We start from the raw sequence: 16,482 nt of genomic DNA, 5'->3' as shown, positions 1-16,482 counted from the left end.
GGCATAAAAAAACCTAGCGAATGCTAGGTTGAATAGAGCATTCGGACAAGTGATCATTAGATTTGTACACTTGTCCGTGAGTCGACAGTGCCAAATCTTACTGTGTTGTTCCTAGTGTTAATGGCATGCTGTCGTCCTCCTATATCGTTAGTGTCGTTGAAAATATGAGCGAGATTTTACTCATATTTTCATTTGGGTCAAGTAAAAAGCGATTTTATTCGCCTTCTTTCACGTTCATGTCTTTATAAGCAATTAGTTTGGTCTTGTGTTTCCATTTATAACCTAACCAAATGGCTAAGAAGAGTGGAATACTGATATAGGTAGAAATTAAGCCTAACCAATCAATTTTGCCACCTAATAGTGCTTGATAGTTCTGACCTAGAATAATGATCGAACATAAGATGAATGCAAACCAAGGTGCAAAAGGGAAGAATTTGGCACGATAGGCAAGATCTTCAACTTTATAACCTTGAGCGATATAGCCTTTACGAAAACGATAATGTGAAATCGCAATCCCTAGCCATACGATGAAACCACACATACCTGACATGTTGAGTAACCAGTTAAACACCTGTTTCTCGCCAATAAATGTGGTTAAGAAGCACAGTGCAGCAACTGCAGTAGTTGCATAAAGTGCATTCATTGGTACACCACGAACATCCAATTTGGAGAACCATTTTGGCGCGCGGCCTTCTCTAGCCATATCAAATAACATACGGGTAGAAGAGTACATGCCTGAGTTGCCCGCAGATAAAATTGCACTGAGAATAACCGCATTCATCAAACTTGCAGCAAAGGCAAAACCAGCTTTTTCATACAATAGTGTGAAAGGGGATAGCGCGATATCTTCACTTTGCGCTGCTTTTAATAACAGTGGATCATCATAACTAACCAGTGTGCCAATGATGAAGATACACAAGATATAGAACAGTAAAATGCGCCAGAAAATTTGCTTAATCGCTAGTGGAATGGTCTTTTTAGGATCTTTTGACTCGCCAGCAGCAACACCAACCATCTCTGTGCCTTGGAATGAGAATCCAGCAATCATGGCTACACCAATCAGTGCCTGAAAACCGCCGACAAAAGGTGCATCTTTATAAGTCCAGTGTTGGAATACTGATACATTAGGCGTCATCATGATTTTAAAAATCATCCAGATACCAATCACAATAAAGACAATAATGGCAATTACTTTGATCAAAGAGAATAAGAATTCACTTTCGCCAAAACCTTTTACTGTTAAAGCGTTAATTGCAAAAATAATGGCAAGGAAGATTGCGCTCCAGTAAAACCCAGGGATATCTGGGAACCAGAATTTCATGATGAATTGGACTGCAACCAATTCAAAGGCAACTGTAATGGCCCAGTTATACCAGTAGTTCCAACCTAAGGCGAAACCAAAACCATCTTCGACATAGCGGCTACCATAGGTAAAGAAGGCACCCGATGTTGGATTATGCGTTGCTAATTCACCTAAGCTGGTCATCAAGAAATAAATCATGATACCGATTAAAGCATATGCCAGTAACGCACCCCCAGGGCCTGCGTTAGCAATGGTAGAACCTGAAGCAAGGAATAAGCCTGTGCCGATCGATCCACCGATCGCAATCATGTTCAGGTGTCGAGCCCCGAGCTTGCGCTGAAGGTGTTGAGGAGCAGATGTATCGCTCATAAAAATTCCTTAAAATGTTTATTTTGCACAGGCATATAAAACCTTGAATCCTTGTTGATCTGCCTTGACCAGACATTGACCAAAACTCTGTTCAATGAGTGGAGGGTAATTCAGAAAACGATTTGCCACGATCCATAACTCACCTGAGCTTTTAAGATGTTGTTTAGCGCGTTGGCAAAGTTCTTCACTTGCATCGTAATTGGTCTGAATCCCCTGATGAAAAGGCGGATTGCTTACGATTGCATCCAAATCTTTGGGCGCATCTACAAAACCTGTTACAGGTAGTAGATTTAACTGATCGAGATTCAGATTATTTTTCTGAAAAGTCAATTCAGTTGATCGTAATGCAAATGCATCAACATCAAGTGCAAAAATCTGCTGGTTTGGATTTAGCTTGGCTAAATAAGCACTAATAATTCCAGCACCACAACCAAAGTCGGCAATCTTACCTGATTTTACTTGACTAAGGTAAGGGACTAATACGGCTGTTCCGACATCTAAATGATCTTGACTAAATACACCAGGCAAGGCACAGATATTTAACTGTTCTTGATCTATTTGAACTGTATAAGTTTTTAACCAACGCTCAAGTGGTTTTAACTCATCATTTTTTTCAATTTTCATTTGCCAAAGTTGGCAGTGACGTGCACTGTCAAGTTTCAGTGTTTTACCATATTGCAATAATTGTTTTGCTGCTCGCTCAACGCCGCCTTTTTTTTCACCAACCAGAAAAATATTTTGATCAAGTTTTAAATGGCTAACCACAACGTGCAGAATATAATTGAGGAGTTCTTTTGACTTGGGAACGAAAATAACAACTTGATCAAACGGTGCTTGTGGGAATTCCACGGAAAAATGAGAGCGAATTCCAGAGCTGATAAAACCTTGATGATCAGCATAATTCCAAGTCCATACTGATGCTTGAACTTGCTCAGGTAAATTTTTGGCGAGTTGGTCATTTGGGGCATTAATCAGTAAAACTTGCCCATTTAAATAATTTTGTTGTCTGATGACAACTTCACTACGTGGATCCATTTTGATCTCTCATCAAAAACAAAGCCCAGTCGTGAAACTGGGCAGTTGCGATTGTTGGTTGATTATTTATGTGTTTCAGGTAAAACAATATTTAAAATTAAGGCAGCAATACCGCCAGTCGCGACACCTGAGCTAAAAATATTCTTAAATAATTCAGGTAGGTGCTCAAGGATCTGAGGGACTTGTGCAACACCTAAACCTAGAGCAAGCGAAATCGCAATAATCAACAAAGCGCGACGATCAAGGTGAATACTTGAAAGAATATTAATACCTGAAGCAGCGACTGCACCAAACATTACCATCACAGCACCACCAAGCACGGCTTGCGGTACTGCTTGGATTACTGCAGCAACAGCAGGGAATAAGCCTAAAATCACTAAAAGTACGGCAATCCAGATACCTACATAGCGACTTGCAACACCCGTGAGTTGAATCACGCCATTGTTTTGTGCAAATACAGAACTTGGGAAAGTATTGAAAATACCTGCTAGGAAAGAGTTAGCACCATTGACTAATACACCGCCTTTAATACGTTGCATCCAAACTGGACCATCTACAGGCTGGTTTGAGATTTTACTGGTTGCGGTAACATCACCAATCGCTTCAAGTGAAGTGACCAGATAAATGAATGCCATAGGAATGAACAAGCTCCAAGAGAAGCTGAGTCCAAAATGCATCGGTGTTGGAATTTGAATTAGAGGGGCATCGTTGAGCACTGAAAAGTTTAAATGCCCCATAAAGCCAGCAAGAATATAGCCAATCACCAGTGCAATTAAAATTGCTGAACTTTTCACCCAAATAATTTTGATACGATTGAGTAAAATAATAATGCCAAGTACGGTACATGACATGATCAGATTATCCGCATTGGCAAAGGTGTTGTCCTGCATCGCAGTATAACCACCGCCCATACTAATCAGACCTTCTTTAATTAAGGTAAGACCAATCAGCAGAACCACAATACCTGTCACCAATGGTGTAATCAGCTTCTTCACCCAAGGCAAAATTCGAGAAACGCCCATTTCAATAAACGAACCAGCAATCACGACACCAAAAATGGCAGCCATCACTTGTTCAACTGGTGTTCCAGCAGCAACCATTGCGCTCCCAATACCAATAATTGGGCCGATGAAGTTAAAACTTGTTCCTTGAACAATGAGCAGTCCTGCACCGAATGGACCTACTTTTTTACACTGTAAAAAGGTTGCAATTCCTGAAATGATTAAAGACATCGAAAGGATCATGTTGGTGTCTTCGCGAGATACGCCAAGTGCCAAACAAATGAGTAATCCAGGGGTTACGATCGGGACTAAAATCGCCAAAAGATGCTGTAAAGCGGCTAAAAATGCAACAAAAGGTTTCGGTCGATCATTGAGTCCGTAGACCAGATCAAGCTGCTGCTGAGGTTGTGAATTCGACATGGGAGTATAAAAAGCGAGAGGCATTAGTGGAATATTCTAATAGAGTTAGCTCGCTTTACCAACGATTCTATGACACTTCGTCAGAAAAAAAGTGCACTGTCAATAAACTGTCACTACTAAAGTTTAGGATTCTTCTGTATAATTTGCCCTCAAATTTAAAGCGTATCGAATTTTACATGTCAGATATTAAAACTCTCCGTAACATTGCCATTATTGCGCACGTCGATCATGGTAAGACGACTTTAGTCGACAAACTTTTACAACAATCAGGTGCTCTTGGTGATCGCGCAGGCGAGATTGAACGTGTTATGGATTCTAACGCGCTTGAGTCTGAACGTGGTATTACCATTCTTGCAAAAAACACTGCAATTAAATGGTTAGATGCTCGTACAAACACTGAATACCGCATTAACATTGTAGATACCCCAGGACACGCCGACTTCGGTGGTGAAGTGGAACGTGTAATGTCGATGGTTGACTGCGTATTGCTTCTTGTAGACTCACAAGAAGGTCCAATGCCACAAACTCGTTTCGTAACGCAAAAAGCGTTCGCACGTGGTTTAAAGCCAATCGTGATTATCAACAAAGTCGACAAGCCAAGCGCGCGTCCAGATTGGGTTATTGATCAAGTATTTGACTTGTTTGATAACCTTGGCGGTACTGACGAACAGTTAGACTTCCCAATCGTTTATGCTTCAGGCTTACGTGGTGTTGCTGGTCCTTCACCAGAAGAATTAGCGGAAGACATGACACCGTTGTTCCAAACGATTGTAGATATTGTTGAACCACCAGCAGTTGATGTTGATGGTCCTTTCCAAATGCAGATTTCATCACTTGACTATAACAGTTTCGTTGGTGTTATCGGTGTTGGTCGTATCCAGCGTGGTTCAGTGAAATTAAACACACCAGTCACTGTGATTGATAAAGAAGGTAAGACACGTAACGGTCGTATCTTAAAAATCATGGGTTACCACGGTTTAGAGCGTGTTGATGTAGAATCTGCATCAGCAGGTGATATCGTATGTATTACAGGTATCGATGCATTAAACATTTCTGACACGATTTGTGATCCGAAAAATGTAGAAGCTTTACCGCCATTGTCTGTAGACGAACCTACAGTTTCGATGACATTCCAAGTAAACAACTCACCATTCGCTGGTAAAGAAGGTAAGTTTGTTACTTCACGTAACATCCGTGAACGTCTTGATCGCGAATTGATTCACAACGTAGCATTACGTGTTGAAGATACTGACAGTCCAGACCGTTTCAAGGTTTCTGGTCGTGGTGAACTTCACCTTTCAGTATTGATTGAAAACATGCGTCGCGAAGGCTTCGAAATGGGCGTATCACGTCCACAAGTAATCATCAAAGAAATTGATGGTGAAAGACAAGAGCCGTATGAAAACGTAACGTTTGACGTTGAAGAACAGCACCAAGGTTCTGTAATGGAGCAAATGGGTCACCGTAAAGGTGAGATGACCAATATGGAAGTTGATGGCAAAGGCCGTATCCGTATTGAAGCAACTGTTCCTTCACGTGGTTTGATTGGTTTCCGTTCTGAATTCTTGACCATGACTTCTGGTACAGGGATCATGACATCAAGCTTCTCTCATTACGGTCCTGTGAAACAGGGTAGCGTAGCGAAGCGTCAAAACGGTGTATTGATTTCTATGGTTCAAGGTACTTGCTTGGGCTATGCACTCTTCACGCTTCAAGACCGTGGACGTTTATTTGCGAAGCCACAGTTAGAAGTGTACGAAGGGATGATCGTGGGTATTAACTCTCGTTCAGACGATATGGTTGTAAACCCAACTAAAGCAAAACAGTTAACCAACGTTCGTGCGTCTGGTACTGATGATGCTTTAACTTTGACACCTGCAATTGAATACACGCTTGAACAAGCACTTGAATTCATTGAAGATGATGAGTTAGTAGAAGTTACACCAAAATCGATTCGTATTCGTAAGCGTTACTTAACTGAAAACGAACGTAAGCGTAACCGCGATAAATAATTTTTCTTCACCGAAAAATGAAAAAACCGCTAAATTTATTTAGCGGTTTTTTATTGCATAAACTTAATGGTCGAGAGATGCTTAAACACATATTTTTATTAAAATAAAAAGTGTTGTTAAAGTGTGAAATAACTTTCTTTTTTTGATAAAAATATTAAATTATCAACATTATGTGGATAACTACACCTGTGTAATAAACAATGCAAAAACAGGTTGCGATCAAGTTCAACTCTGGAGAGTTATAGATGAGTATTATTAAAGAATTTAAAGAATTTGCCATCAAAGGCAATATGATGGATTTGGCGATTGGTGTCATCATTGGTGGTGCTTTCGGTAAAATCATTGATTCATTAGTGAAAGATATCGTGATGCCGGTGATTTCATGGATCTTGGGTGGTGATGTGGATTACACCAATTGGTTCCTTATCCTCGGAGATAACCCGAACAATGTGACGACCTTAAAAGCGGCACAAGATGCAGGACTAAATGTATTTGCTTATGGTAGTTTCTTAACGATCCTGATTAACTTCTTATTATTAGCATGGGTTGTATTCTTGTTGGTGAAAGTGATGAACCGTATCCGTAAACAAGAAGAGGCTGCACCTGAGCCTGAAGCAACACCAGAAGATGTGCAATTGTTACGTGAAATTCGTGATGAATTAAAAAAACAAGGTTAATGCGATCTTGAGTGAAAACGGCATTTTTAATGCCGTTTTTTTATTGTCTATTTGAATAGGATACTGCTGAATAATGATGTGAAAATACTCGTTTTTACGTAGAAAAATTGCTGTTTTCATTCTAAGATGCTGTGCATATTGCGTGGGGATCAATCAACATGAATCGACTATTTGTTTACGGCACACTTTGCCCAAATCGAGAAAATGCTCATATTTTGGGTGGAATAGGTGGTGACTGGCAACAAGCTTTTGTACATGGAACCATTCATATTTTAGATTGGGGGCCAGATCAAGGTTTGCCTGCAATGATACTGAATGAGGCTGATCCTTTGGTTGAGGGATATCTATTTAGTACGGATAAATTAGAACAAAACTGGCAGATGTTGGATGATTTTGAAGGGATGCAGTATCAACGTGTAGAGGTTCTGGTTCAGTTAGTTGATGGTACGGCGACATCAGCATGGACTTATGTGATGAAGCCTCAGAGTTGAAGGGTTTGATTTCACAATAGACGTTTGAGCTTAAATCGGAATTTAAGCTCAAGTTTAACTACTATCTCAAGCTACTCATGCGAAATTTAACTTCGACCAGATGAAAACCAAATTGGCTTTTAATTGGACCATGTAAAATACGTTCTGCGGCAGTAAATACCAGTTTATCAATCACAGGGACTAACTGGCCTTTCTTAACTTCGCCAAGTTCGCCGCCACGTTTTGCTGAATTGCAGGTTGAATATTGCTTGGCGACTTTAGCAAAATCAGCACCTGACTGAATGCGCTTTTTTAGCTGTTCAGCTAAATCTTTATCTTTGACTAGAATATGTCGAACAATCGCAGTTTGCATGATGTGTTCTCCTTTGGTACATCTCAATTCGCTTACGCTTTCTTTAACTTCAGTGGTTGGCATTGTGGGCAGAATACGCTGGCACGTTGTCCTAACTTTAAGTTTTCCAAAGTGGTTTCACAATTCACGCACATCTCTCCAGCACGGCCATAGGCCAAAAGTGTTTGCTGAAAATAACCATTTTCACCCATTGCATTGCTATAGTCACGTAAGGTTGAGCCGCCTAAGTCAATCGCTTGTTTTAAGATGCGTTTAACCTCAATGACCAACTTTTCCACTTGTGCTTTGCTCAGCGTCGAAGCAGGTTGTGCAGGATGAACCCCGATGTTGAATAAACTTTCAGTCGCATAAATATTGCCGACACCAACCACCACATGATTATCCATCAAAGCAATTTTAATGCCGACATTCTTTTTGGCTAGTTTTTCATGCAAATAAGTTGCGTTAAAGTCATCACTCAATGGTTCAGGGCCGAGTGTATCGATTAGCTTGGTCTGATTGGCTTGGTCCAACCATAGAATGCAGCCGAAGCGTCGCGGATCATGGTAACGGAGTTGCAGATCTTCAAAATCAATTACTAAATGATCATGCTTTCTGAGTGCTTCATTCGGCTCACATAAACGAAAGCTGCCAGACATACCTAAGTGCCAAAGCATATGATCTTGTTCAAATTCTGCCAAAATATATTTAGAACGACGTTTAAGCTGAGTTAAGCGTTGTCCAATTAATTTATCAAGGTTATTGGGAATTGGCCAACGTAAGCTTGCATTCAATACTTTGACCGCTTGCACACGTTGTTCTAACAACGGGAGTAGGCTAGTTTTGGTAGTTTCAACTTCAGGAAGTTCGGGCATAATGAGCTCAAGTTGTTTCAACAACAATACAATGAGGGTAAATGTTTCACTTACAATTATGACGGTATTTAATCTTATTTGCTAATGCAGATCAGTAACGTGATTGATGGTTTTAGCTAAAGTTAAATGTGTAAGATAAATATAAAATAATCAGACTCTTACTTTTTAAAAGCCTTTCTTTGAAATTTTGAGAAATAAGGAATCTTCATGCCTTCACCGAAAATTAACCTTTTATACGGTTGTGTTGCAATGTGTATGGGGTTAAGCAGCTCCCTTGTTTGGGCTGATGCACCTAATGCAGAACTAGCCGTACATCTTCCAACAATTAAAGTTGAAGCAACACGTACCGATACCACTTATATGGAAACTCCTGCGTCGATCTTTAGAGTGGATATGCCTCAAAATGATCAATCTGCGCAGGTGAACTTAACCGAAGTGGTGAAAGGGATTCCAAGTGTTCAATTACGCAATCGCGAGAATTATGCGCAAGACTTGCAGCTTTCGATGCGTGGTTTTGGTGCGCGTTCGACCTTTGGTGTACGTGGGATCCGCTTATATACCGATGGTATTCCAGCAACGATGCCAGATGGACAGGGCCAAACCTCGAATATTGATTTAAGCAGCCTCAGTCATCTTGAGGTATTAACAGGCCCATTCTCATCACTTTATGGCAACTCATCGGGTGGGGCAATTTTGGCGACAACTCGAGAGGGGCAGGGTAAAGATTCGATTGAGATGAGTTATGCGGGTGGTAGTCATAACAAGAATCGTGCAGGTCTGGTACTACAGGGTGGTGCGAAAAATCAAAATGAACCGAGCTATATTATCAGTTCCTCATATTTTGACACCGATGGCTATCGTGATCATAGCAGTGCAGAAAAAGTTTTAAATAATGCGAAACTGACGTGGAATTTGGATGATGGTAGTAAAATCAATTGGGTCACAAACTATGTCAAGATTCATGCCGATGATCCTCAAGGATTGAATAGAACTCAGTGGCAGCAAAACCCACGTCAGGTGAATGATGCGAATAATGAATATAAGGTTCGTAAAGATATTGAACAAACCCAAACGGGTGTGACTTGGTCTAAACCAATTAATGATCAGCATGAGTTGTATGCCATGGCCTATTTGGGCAATCGTCAGGTGACTCAATATCAATCGATACCAAGATGTAGTTTTAAAAAAGACACTCGAGAATGTATCCCTAATAGTACGCAACTAAATAAAAATCATGCGGGTGGTGTGATTGATTTTGAACGTAATTATTATGGTGCTGATTTCCGCTGGACAGGTAAAGAATTATTGCCGAATACAACCTTCAGCGCAGGGCTTGCTGTTGATAGTATGGATGAAGATCGTAAAGGGTATGAGAACTTTAATCTTGTTAATGGCTCGCCGTCTTATGGCGTAAAGGGTACATTGCGTCGTAATGAAGACAATAGCCTGTGGAATGTTGATCCATACTTACAAGCATCGTGGCAATTTTTACCGACTTGGCGCTTAGATACGGGCGTACGTTATAGTAATGTGCATTACAAATCCAAGGATCGTTATTTAAGTAATGGCGATGATAGTGATAAAACAGATTACAACAAGGTCTTGCCATCAGCTGCTTTAAGTTGGCAAATTGCACCTGAGTTATTGGCCTATGCCAGCTATGCCAAAGGTTTTGAAACTCCGACATTTACAGAAATGGCTTATCAAGCTGATCCTAAAAAGTCTGGGTTTAACTTTGATCTAAAACCCTCTACAAGTGATAACTATGAGGTGGGTTTGAAATCGCAAAACCCGTTTGGTGATTTCACTGTGGCTGTTTTCCAGAGCAAGACTCAGAATGATATTGTTTCGGCAGGTACTTCTGATGGTCGTTCAACGTTTAGAAATGCGGATAAAACAATACGCCAAGGCGCTGAATTCGCATGGAATAAAAAGCTTTGGAAAGACTTGGAAATGAATGCCAGTTATGGTTATTTGGATGCCAAATTTGATGCTACTATTCCAGCAATTGGTACTGTGAAAGCTGTTGAAAAGGGCAATGCAATCCCAGGAGTCGCTAAAAACCAAGCTTTTATGGGATTAGCGTGGAAACCAGAGCAAGGATTCTATGCAGGTATTGATGCTCAGTATATGGACAAGATTTATGTTGATGACATCAATAGCGATGCAGCACCAAGTTATACCGTTGCTTCAGTCTATACTGGATATGCGTGGAAATACGCAGATTGGGGTATTAATGGCTTTGCACGTGTAGACAACCTATTTGATAAAAACTATGCAGGTTCAGTGATTGTCAACGATAGTAATAGCCGATTCTTTGAACCTGCTGATGGTCGTAACTGGAGTGCGGGAATTAAAGTCAGTAAGCAATTCTAATCTGAAAAGAGCAGCATTTTTATGCTGCTCTTACTGTTTACTTTTTGGGTGCTTGAGCTGGTGTAGCTTTCTTTGCTGCTATGGCTTCTTCAACTTTGGCTAAAGATTCTTTTGCATCAGGATAGTTTGCTGCAGCTAAACGAGAAAAAATATTTTTTGCCTGCTCTAAATCTTGATCAATAATATTGCCGTTAGCGAGCATGTTACCTAGAATCATTAGGGATGGTGCATAATTCTTCTTGGCTAAATCTTTTAAGCTTTCAACAGCTTGTTGTTGCATGAAGGGATTTTTATTTTTAACCCCAATGCCAAGGTCATAGACTGCTTTTAAATTCTTTGCAGGATAGTAGTCTTTGCGAAGTAGAGGCAATAACTTTTGAATTGCAATTTGGTCGTATTGTGGTTTGCCTTGTCTAAAAAGTAAATCCGCGAATTCGACAGTTGCTTCATCTGAACCTTGATTCGAGGCTTTATCTAAATACTCTTTATACTTCTGTGGATTATGCGCTAAGCCAAGTGTACTTTTATGATATGCCTGTGCTAGGACATAGCTTGCTGGCCCATAACCTTTATTAGATGCATCTTGATAATATTGTAGCGCTTTTTTATCATCTTTTACTGTTCCTTGACCAAGTTGAGTCATGTAGCCAAGGTTATAGATTGCTTGCTTATTTCCTGTATTGGCTAAACGTTGCATTTCTTGGAAAGCAGCAGGGTAGTCCTTTGCTTCATAAAGTTGGGTTGCTTTGGTAAACAGAGGATCTACTTTAGTGACCGAGGTTTTATTGTCTGCGGCGAATGCTGAATGACTTGCAATAGTAATTAAACTCGCAATGAGCACTTTTTTCATCTTTATTTTCCTTTCACGTTGATCTGCTTTCATCCTTTGCATAGCAGAACTCAATATGTTGCTCTCATCATAAAAGCTTACGACAAAATGTAAATAAGGATTTTGTATAAAACGTAGCAAAGGTGGATAGTGAAATGGATTTAATATTTTTATTAAATTAATTAAAATCATTGAATTATAATGAATTTAACAAAAGGCTTGTGAGTCATTTGTGGCAAAATGCTCAACAAGCCTTCAAATTTAATCTTTATTTCTGAGAACTGGCTTCCTGTAAAAGTTGCTCAATCTGTTCTGCATTTTGCGGACTACCAGAGAGTCGTATACCATTTTGCAAGAATATCGTTGGTGTACCATCAATTTGTAATTTTTGACCTAGGGCGAGATTCTTCTGTATTGGAGTCTCACACTGCGCTGCATTTTTAGGTGCTTTACGGTGCAGCATATAATCTTCCCAAGCTTCATATTGATTTTTTGAGCACCAAATTTTATTGGCGATAGCTTCTGCTTGAGGATGTAGTTTCTTGAGCGGGAACAAGAACAGATACACGGTGACATTATCAACTGAAGTCATGTGCTGCTCAAGCTTTTGGCAATAAGGGCAATCAGGGTCACTAAAGACATAGAGGATACGCTCTCCATCTCCTTTGACATATTTAATTGCCTGATCGAGAGGTAGTTGTTTGACATCAATTTTGCCAAATTCAGCTAAACGCTCTTCGGTTAGATTTTTCTTGTTTTTGACGTCAAGTAGATTACCAAAAAACAGGTATTTAGCTGTTTCATCGGTATAGATAATTTTACCTGCGGCATAGACTTCATAAATACCAGGTAAAGGAGAGGGGTTAACTGATTTGACTGGAATATCTGGATAATTCTGTTTGAAGTTTCGTTCCAGTGTTTTGCTGTCGGCATGTAGGCTTTGTACGCTGAGAAGACTCAAGCTGAGTACAGATAACCATGTTTTGATCATTATTTTCATGAGAAATCGGTTGTATTGAGAATAGGTGAACAATAACGTTCATTTTGGTTTTCGACAAGAATGATCGTTAAACTTTATTTTAAATAAGGTTGCATCGCTAATTGAAGTAACTCAATCAGATCTGAGTCCATATAGTGATAGTCATCTGGAATATCGAGCACAAACACTTTCTTATGCGTGAGTTGTTTGGAAAACTGTTCTTTGATTTGTTGTTTATGTCGAGATTCCATCACAAAAATTTGCTCGGCCCAAGCGATATCTTTGGATGAAATTGTATGTTTGGCGTGACGGCTGGTTCCCGCTGAACGGGTATGTAGACCATACCCTTGAGCGAAAATACGTTCGGCTGTAGGACTACGCCATTGATTGCGACTGCAAATGAAAAGAGTGTTCAGAATTTTAAATCCATGAGTTGAAATGAGCTTCACGTAAATATTTTGCTTTGGGAATTCGAGGATATTCAATTCTTAATTGTTTGGCACGTACAAGTTTATCTTGTCGTGTATACAGATATTTCTATTGTTTAGGAGGCTTCCAACAGAGGGAACGATGCCTACAGTCTCGACCACGAAATAGAAGTTTTTGTTTACGTCGCCAGGCTCGATTAGGTTATTGTGATACATGATCCATATTAAAAAACTCATGCGTTGATCGGGTTTAGCAGCCGCGATAACACATGAGTTTTTAATATAAAACAAAGCCTGATTTTTACAAGTATTTAGCTCGGTCTTGCTACATCACCATTAAGCGTTTCTGGTAAATCTAAAATGCTTACACCGAGTTCCTCTAAAGCAGTTGGTTTTGCAATGACCAGCGCTAAATAGCCTTCTTCATATGCAATACTATTGACCACTTCAACATCTTTATTGAGTTGAGTTGCAGAGGCAGGAAGATCACCTTTGGCTTGGATTAAATGAAGCCAGTGTTTGGGTTTAGCTTTAAACCATAGACGTGCCACAATTTCCTGACCGAGATAGCAACCTTTATCGAAATGCACACCATCACGTTGATGTAAACGTAATTCTTGAGGTTGAAATAGGTGTTCAGTATTTTGACTAATCCATGCTTGTCCAGACTGAATTGCTTGAATCTGCCAAGCATTTATATCGGTTTCGGTTGGCGAAAATTCAGTTTGAATGCCGTTTGCCGTTGGAAAGACAGAACCTATTTCTTCTAATTTCATCTTAGAAAAAGCACCAAATTTTTTAATATGTTTAGCAAATTCTTCTGCTTGGTCTTGAGTGGTGACAAGTTCAAAAGCTTCTGGATTTAATCTTTTAATCCATAAACCAAAATGAATACGTCCTTTTAAGTCACAAATAGCAGTATAGCGACTTTCATTTTCAGGTAAACGTTCTACATGAATAGTCACTTGACCCTGTAAAAATTTTTGTGCATCGACACCATTTAAACTAAAAGCACTAAAAGCAAGCTGACTCATAGATCAATCCTAAAGCTGCGTTCTGGTCACTAAAAATATGGATTGTTATTTTGCGCCATTTTTCATAAAAAAGCAGCTTGAGATTCTCGATATTCGTGTTCAAATGAGCGATTGATGGCGTAGCATTTGAACAACAAATCGCTATGATAAATCGATCCAACAGAATAATAGTGAAATTGGAGAATAATAATGACTGGAATAGTACGATTACATCGCGTATTCAATGCGCCACCCGCTCGAGTTTTTAAAGCCTTTCTTGACCCAGATGCCTTAGTGAAATGGATGGCTCCGCATGGCTTTACAGCGAAAGTTCATCATCTAGATCCACAAGAAGGTGGAACTTATAAAATTTCATTTAGCAATTTTTCAACAGGACGTAGTCATTCGTTTAGTGGAACCTATATAGAACTCGTGCCAAATGAATTGCTACGTTATACCGATAAATTTGATGATCCGAATTTACCGGGTGACATTCAGGTCACAATTCAATTGAAGCAAGTCTTGGTTGGAACCGAAGTGCATATTACCCAAGAAGGATTACCTGATGTAATACCTGTTGAGGCATGTTATCTCGGTTGGCAAGAGTCGCTTTATTTATTGGGCTTATTGGTGCAAGCGGAGATACCAGACCAATAAATCAAACGACTTAAATCTTAAATAAAGAGTTTTGATGATTATTACATTGGGGGATGCTATGTCAGAACAAGCGATTGTTGAACGCCGTGAACAACTTGCACGTATAGCGATGCGTGAAGCCTTAGAAAATCAACAAGCTGAAGATAGTGTGGAATTGTTTATTCAACACCATCTGGAGGAAGTGGAGCCAGCATATTGGAAAAAACACTTTGGAACTGCAACACCATTACCTACACAGGTGTTAGCGTTGTTGGTGCTTGCTCATCAGTGGCAAGATGAGGACTTGGACAGTTATGATATGCTGGATTTTACCTTGCCAGATGAAATCACCAACTATGTGATTTGCGTGAGTTTTGATGCAAAAGGGCAGGTTATTGATATATCAATGGAAAGTTGACTGAATAAGCTGTTGGAGAGTCGTGTGCAAATTGAGATCAAACGTATTTACGATCCTGTGGAGTCAACCGATGGGCAGCGTGTACTGGTTGATCGCTTATGGCCAAGAGGTATTTCTAAAGAGCGTGCGCATTTGGATGTATGGCTGAAAGAAATTGCACCTTCAACTGAATTGCGGCAGGCTTTTTGTCATCAAGCAGAGCACTGGTTGAGTTTTCAAGAGGGATATTATCAAGAGCTTAAAGATAATCCGTATGTACATCAGCTCCGAGAAATGGCAGAGCAACAGCAATTGACGCTGATTTATGCAGCTAAAGATCCTGAGCTTAATCATGCTTTGGTACTTAAAAATTATTTACTTGGCAAAGCGATTCAAGCCTAAATTTTGAAAAACTGCGTCTATCCATCATAATAGTCGTTTTGAGTTTCTTTTATGTCTTTTCCAAATTGCCCACAATGCCAATCAGAATATACTTATCAAGATGGCGATTTATTGATTTGCCCTGAATGTTCACATGAATGGAAGGAAGGGGAAACATCAGCTTCAGAATTACAAGACATTATTAAAGATGCCAACGGTAATGTATTGGCAGATGGTGATAGCGTTACGGTTGTGAAAGACCTAAAAATTAAAGGTTCATCTTCTGTGGTGAAGGTGGGAACAAAGGTAAAAAGTATCCGCTTAGTACCTGATGCAAGTGATGGTCATAATATTGATTGTAAGATTGATGGGGTTGGTGCGATGAAATTGAAATCAGAGTTTGTGAAAAAAGTTTAAATTTTTATTTAGGGGCATGAAAATGCTCCTTTTTTCTATCTGATATAAATTACCAAAAGTGAACAAAAAACAATCTTCTTAAACGGTGAGAGCTGATCTATATTGTTGAGATAACAAACAACAGTAACTCCAAGAATAGAGGTCTTTATGTCAGGATGGTTTGAAGTCAGTCAGGCGAGTGATGGGCAATATCGCTTCGTATTAAAAGCAGGTAATAGTGAGACTGTTTTAACGAGTGAATTATATAAAACCAAAGCAGCTGCACTGAATGGGATTGCATCAGTACAAAAAAATAGTCCTGATGATGGTCGTTATGAAAAATTAACTTCTAAAAATGATAAGCCATACTTTAATTTAAAAGCTGCAAACCATCAGGTGATTGGTAACAGTCAGCTGTATTCAAGTGAACAGTCGCGTGATAAAGGCATTGAGTCTGTGAAAAAGAATGGACCATCAGAAACGATTAAAGATTTAACCACTTAACCCCAATAAAAAAGCCGTTTCATTGAAAC

At 39.6% G+C, this 16,482-nt stretch carries 18 protein-coding genes and 1 pseudogene; 9 read left to right on the top strand and 10 right to left on the bottom strand.

Translation table 11 applies throughout. From position 1 onward, the window contains the following. Positions 1 to 214: 214 nt before the first annotated feature. The 3 genes from NDN11_RS14850 to NDN11_RS14840 all read right to left on the bottom strand — a co-directional run bounded on the left by NDN11_RS14850 (position 215) and on the right by NDN11_RS14840 (position 4,128). Positions 215 to 1,672 carry an amino acid permease gene (locus NDN11_RS14850; RefSeq protein WP_167249791.1) on the bottom strand — a complete coding sequence of 486 codons (1,458 nt, stop codon included), beginning with the start codon at positions 1,670 to 1,672 and terminating at the stop codon, positions 215 to 217. 18 nt (positions 1,673 to 1,690) lie between these two features. Then, positions 1,691 to 2,707 (bottom strand): methyltransferase, encoded by a 1,017-nt coding sequence (locus tag NDN11_RS14845; RefSeq protein ID WP_251110069.1) that lies wholly within the window; start codon positions 2,705 to 2,707, stop codon positions 1,691 to 1,693. 62 nt (positions 2,708 to 2,769) lie between these two features. Then, the gene (locus tag NDN11_RS14840; RefSeq protein WP_032864597.1) at positions 2,770 to 4,128 is read right to left on the bottom strand and encodes a uracil-xanthine permease family protein; all 1,359 of its coding nucleotides are present in this window, start codon (positions 4,126 to 4,128) and stop codon (positions 2,770 to 2,772) included. A 176-nt stretch (positions 4,129 to 4,304) separates the two neighbouring features. Here NDN11_RS14840 and typA point away from each other — a divergent pair, with 176 nt between their 5' ends. The 3 genes from typA (at position 4,305) to NDN11_RS14825 (ending at position 7,308) form a co-directional block, all read left to right on the top strand. Continuing rightward, the gene (gene typA, locus NDN11_RS14835; RefSeq protein WP_167249787.1) at positions 4,305 to 6,140 is read left to right on the top strand and encodes a translational GTPase TypA; all 1,836 of its coding nucleotides are present in this window, start codon (positions 4,305 to 4,307) and stop codon (positions 6,138 to 6,140) included. Positions 6,141 to 6,385: 245 nt separating this feature from the next. Continuing rightward, a complete protein-coding gene (gene mscL / locus NDN11_RS14830) occupies positions 6,386 to 6,817 on the top strand; it encodes a large conductance mechanosensitive channel protein MscL (protein WP_004652374.1) in 432 nt (143 codons plus the stop codon). Between the two features lie 158 nt (positions 6,818 to 6,975). Beyond that, positions 6,976 to 7,308 (top strand): gamma-glutamylcyclotransferase family protein, encoded by a 333-nt coding sequence (locus NDN11_RS14825; protein WP_251110068.1) that lies wholly within the window; start codon positions 6,976 to 6,978, stop codon positions 7,306 to 7,308. 61 nt (positions 7,309 to 7,369) lie between these two features. Here NDN11_RS14825 and NDN11_RS14820 read toward each other — a convergent pair whose 3' ends face one another. Together NDN11_RS14820 and mutM are read right to left on the bottom strand one after the other, a co-directional pair. Continuing rightward, the gene (locus NDN11_RS14820; RefSeq protein WP_167249783.1) at positions 7,370 to 7,660 is read right to left on the bottom strand and encodes a peptidylprolyl isomerase; all 291 of its coding nucleotides are present in this window, start codon (positions 7,658 to 7,660) and stop codon (positions 7,370 to 7,372) included. Between the two features lie 32 nt (positions 7,661 to 7,692). Beyond that, entirely contained in the window at positions 7,693 to 8,514 is an 822-nt protein-coding gene (mutM, locus tag NDN11_RS14815) for a bifunctional DNA-formamidopyrimidine glycosylase/DNA-(apurinic or apyrimidinic site) lyase (protein ID WP_167249781.1), read from the bottom strand. A 207-nt stretch (positions 8,515 to 8,721) separates the two neighbouring features. Between mutM and NDN11_RS14810 the strand changes: the two genes are divergently transcribed. Next, positions 8,722 to 10,890 (top strand): TonB-dependent receptor family protein, encoded by a 2,169-nt coding sequence (locus NDN11_RS14810; protein WP_251110067.1) that lies wholly within the window; start codon positions 8,722 to 8,724, stop codon positions 10,888 to 10,890. Positions 10,891 to 10,927: 37 nt separating this feature from the next. Here NDN11_RS14810 and NDN11_RS14805 read toward each other — a convergent pair whose 3' ends face one another. The 5 genes and pseudogenes from NDN11_RS14805 to ygfZ form a co-directional block, all read right to left on the bottom strand. Then, complete coding sequence (locus NDN11_RS14805) at positions 10,928 to 11,740, bottom strand: tetratricopeptide repeat protein (RefSeq protein ID WP_251110066.1); 813 nt, start codon at positions 11,738 to 11,740, stop codon at positions 10,928 to 10,930. Between the two features lie 247 nt (positions 11,741 to 11,987). After that, entirely contained in the window at positions 11,988 to 12,710 is a 723-nt protein-coding gene (locus NDN11_RS14800) for a DsbC family protein (RefSeq protein WP_251111554.1), read from the bottom strand. 83 nt (positions 12,711 to 12,793) lie between these two features. After that, positions 12,794 to 13,114, bottom strand: coding sequence for a low molecular weight protein tyrosine phosphatase family protein (locus NDN11_RS14795; protein ID WP_251111553.1), 321 nt, complete (start codon positions 13,112 to 13,114; stop codon positions 12,794 to 12,796). Positions 13,115 to 13,118: 4 nt separating this feature from the next. Next, positions 13,119 to 13,349: pseudogene (locus NDN11_RS14790) on the bottom strand (hypothetical protein). Between the two features lie 88 nt (positions 13,350 to 13,437). Next, positions 13,438 to 14,160 carry a CAF17-like 4Fe-4S cluster assembly/insertion protein YgfZ gene (gene ygfZ / locus NDN11_RS14785; RefSeq protein WP_251110065.1) on the bottom strand — a complete coding sequence of 241 codons (723 nt, stop codon included), beginning with the start codon at positions 14,158 to 14,160 and terminating at the stop codon, positions 13,438 to 13,440. A gap of 189 nt (positions 14,161 to 14,349) precedes the next feature. On the opposite strand from ygfZ, the gene NDN11_RS14780 reads away from it, so the two are divergent. The 5 genes from NDN11_RS14780 to NDN11_RS14760 all read left to right on the top strand — a co-directional run bounded on the left by NDN11_RS14780 (position 14,350) and on the right by NDN11_RS14760 (position 16,453). Further along, positions 14,350 to 14,796, top strand: a complete 447-nt coding sequence (locus NDN11_RS14780) for an SRPBCC family protein (protein WP_251110064.1) — start codon at positions 14,350 to 14,352, stop codon at positions 14,794 to 14,796. A gap of 34 nt (positions 14,797 to 14,830) precedes the next feature. Next, positions 14,831 to 15,193, top strand: a complete 363-nt coding sequence (locus NDN11_RS14775) for a DUF2004 domain-containing protein (RefSeq protein ID WP_167249773.1) — start codon at positions 14,831 to 14,833, stop codon at positions 15,191 to 15,193. Between the two features lie 24 nt (positions 15,194 to 15,217). Continuing rightward, entirely contained in the window at positions 15,218 to 15,574 is a 357-nt protein-coding gene (locus tag NDN11_RS14770; RefSeq protein WP_251110063.1) for a DUF488 domain-containing protein, read from the top strand. Positions 15,575 to 15,625: 51 nt separating this feature from the next. Continuing rightward, complete coding sequence (locus NDN11_RS14765; RefSeq protein WP_167249768.1) at positions 15,626 to 15,970, top strand: zinc ribbon domain-containing protein YjdM; 345 nt, start codon at positions 15,626 to 15,628, stop codon at positions 15,968 to 15,970. A gap of 147 nt (positions 15,971 to 16,117) precedes the next feature. After that, positions 16,118 to 16,453 carry a YegP family protein gene (locus tag NDN11_RS14760; protein WP_167249766.1) on the top strand — a complete coding sequence of 112 codons (336 nt, stop codon included), beginning with the start codon at positions 16,118 to 16,120 and terminating at the stop codon, positions 16,451 to 16,453. Positions 16,454 to 16,482 lie beyond the last annotated feature (29 nt).

This window comes from Acinetobacter sp. C26M (genome assembly GCF_023702675.1).
In the GTDB taxonomy this organism is placed as follows: domain Bacteria; phylum Pseudomonadota; class Gammaproteobacteria; order Pseudomonadales; family Moraxellaceae; genus Acinetobacter.
The sequence above is the reverse complement of the archived record's forward strand: the minus strand, read 5'-3'. Positions and strand labels throughout refer to the sequence as shown.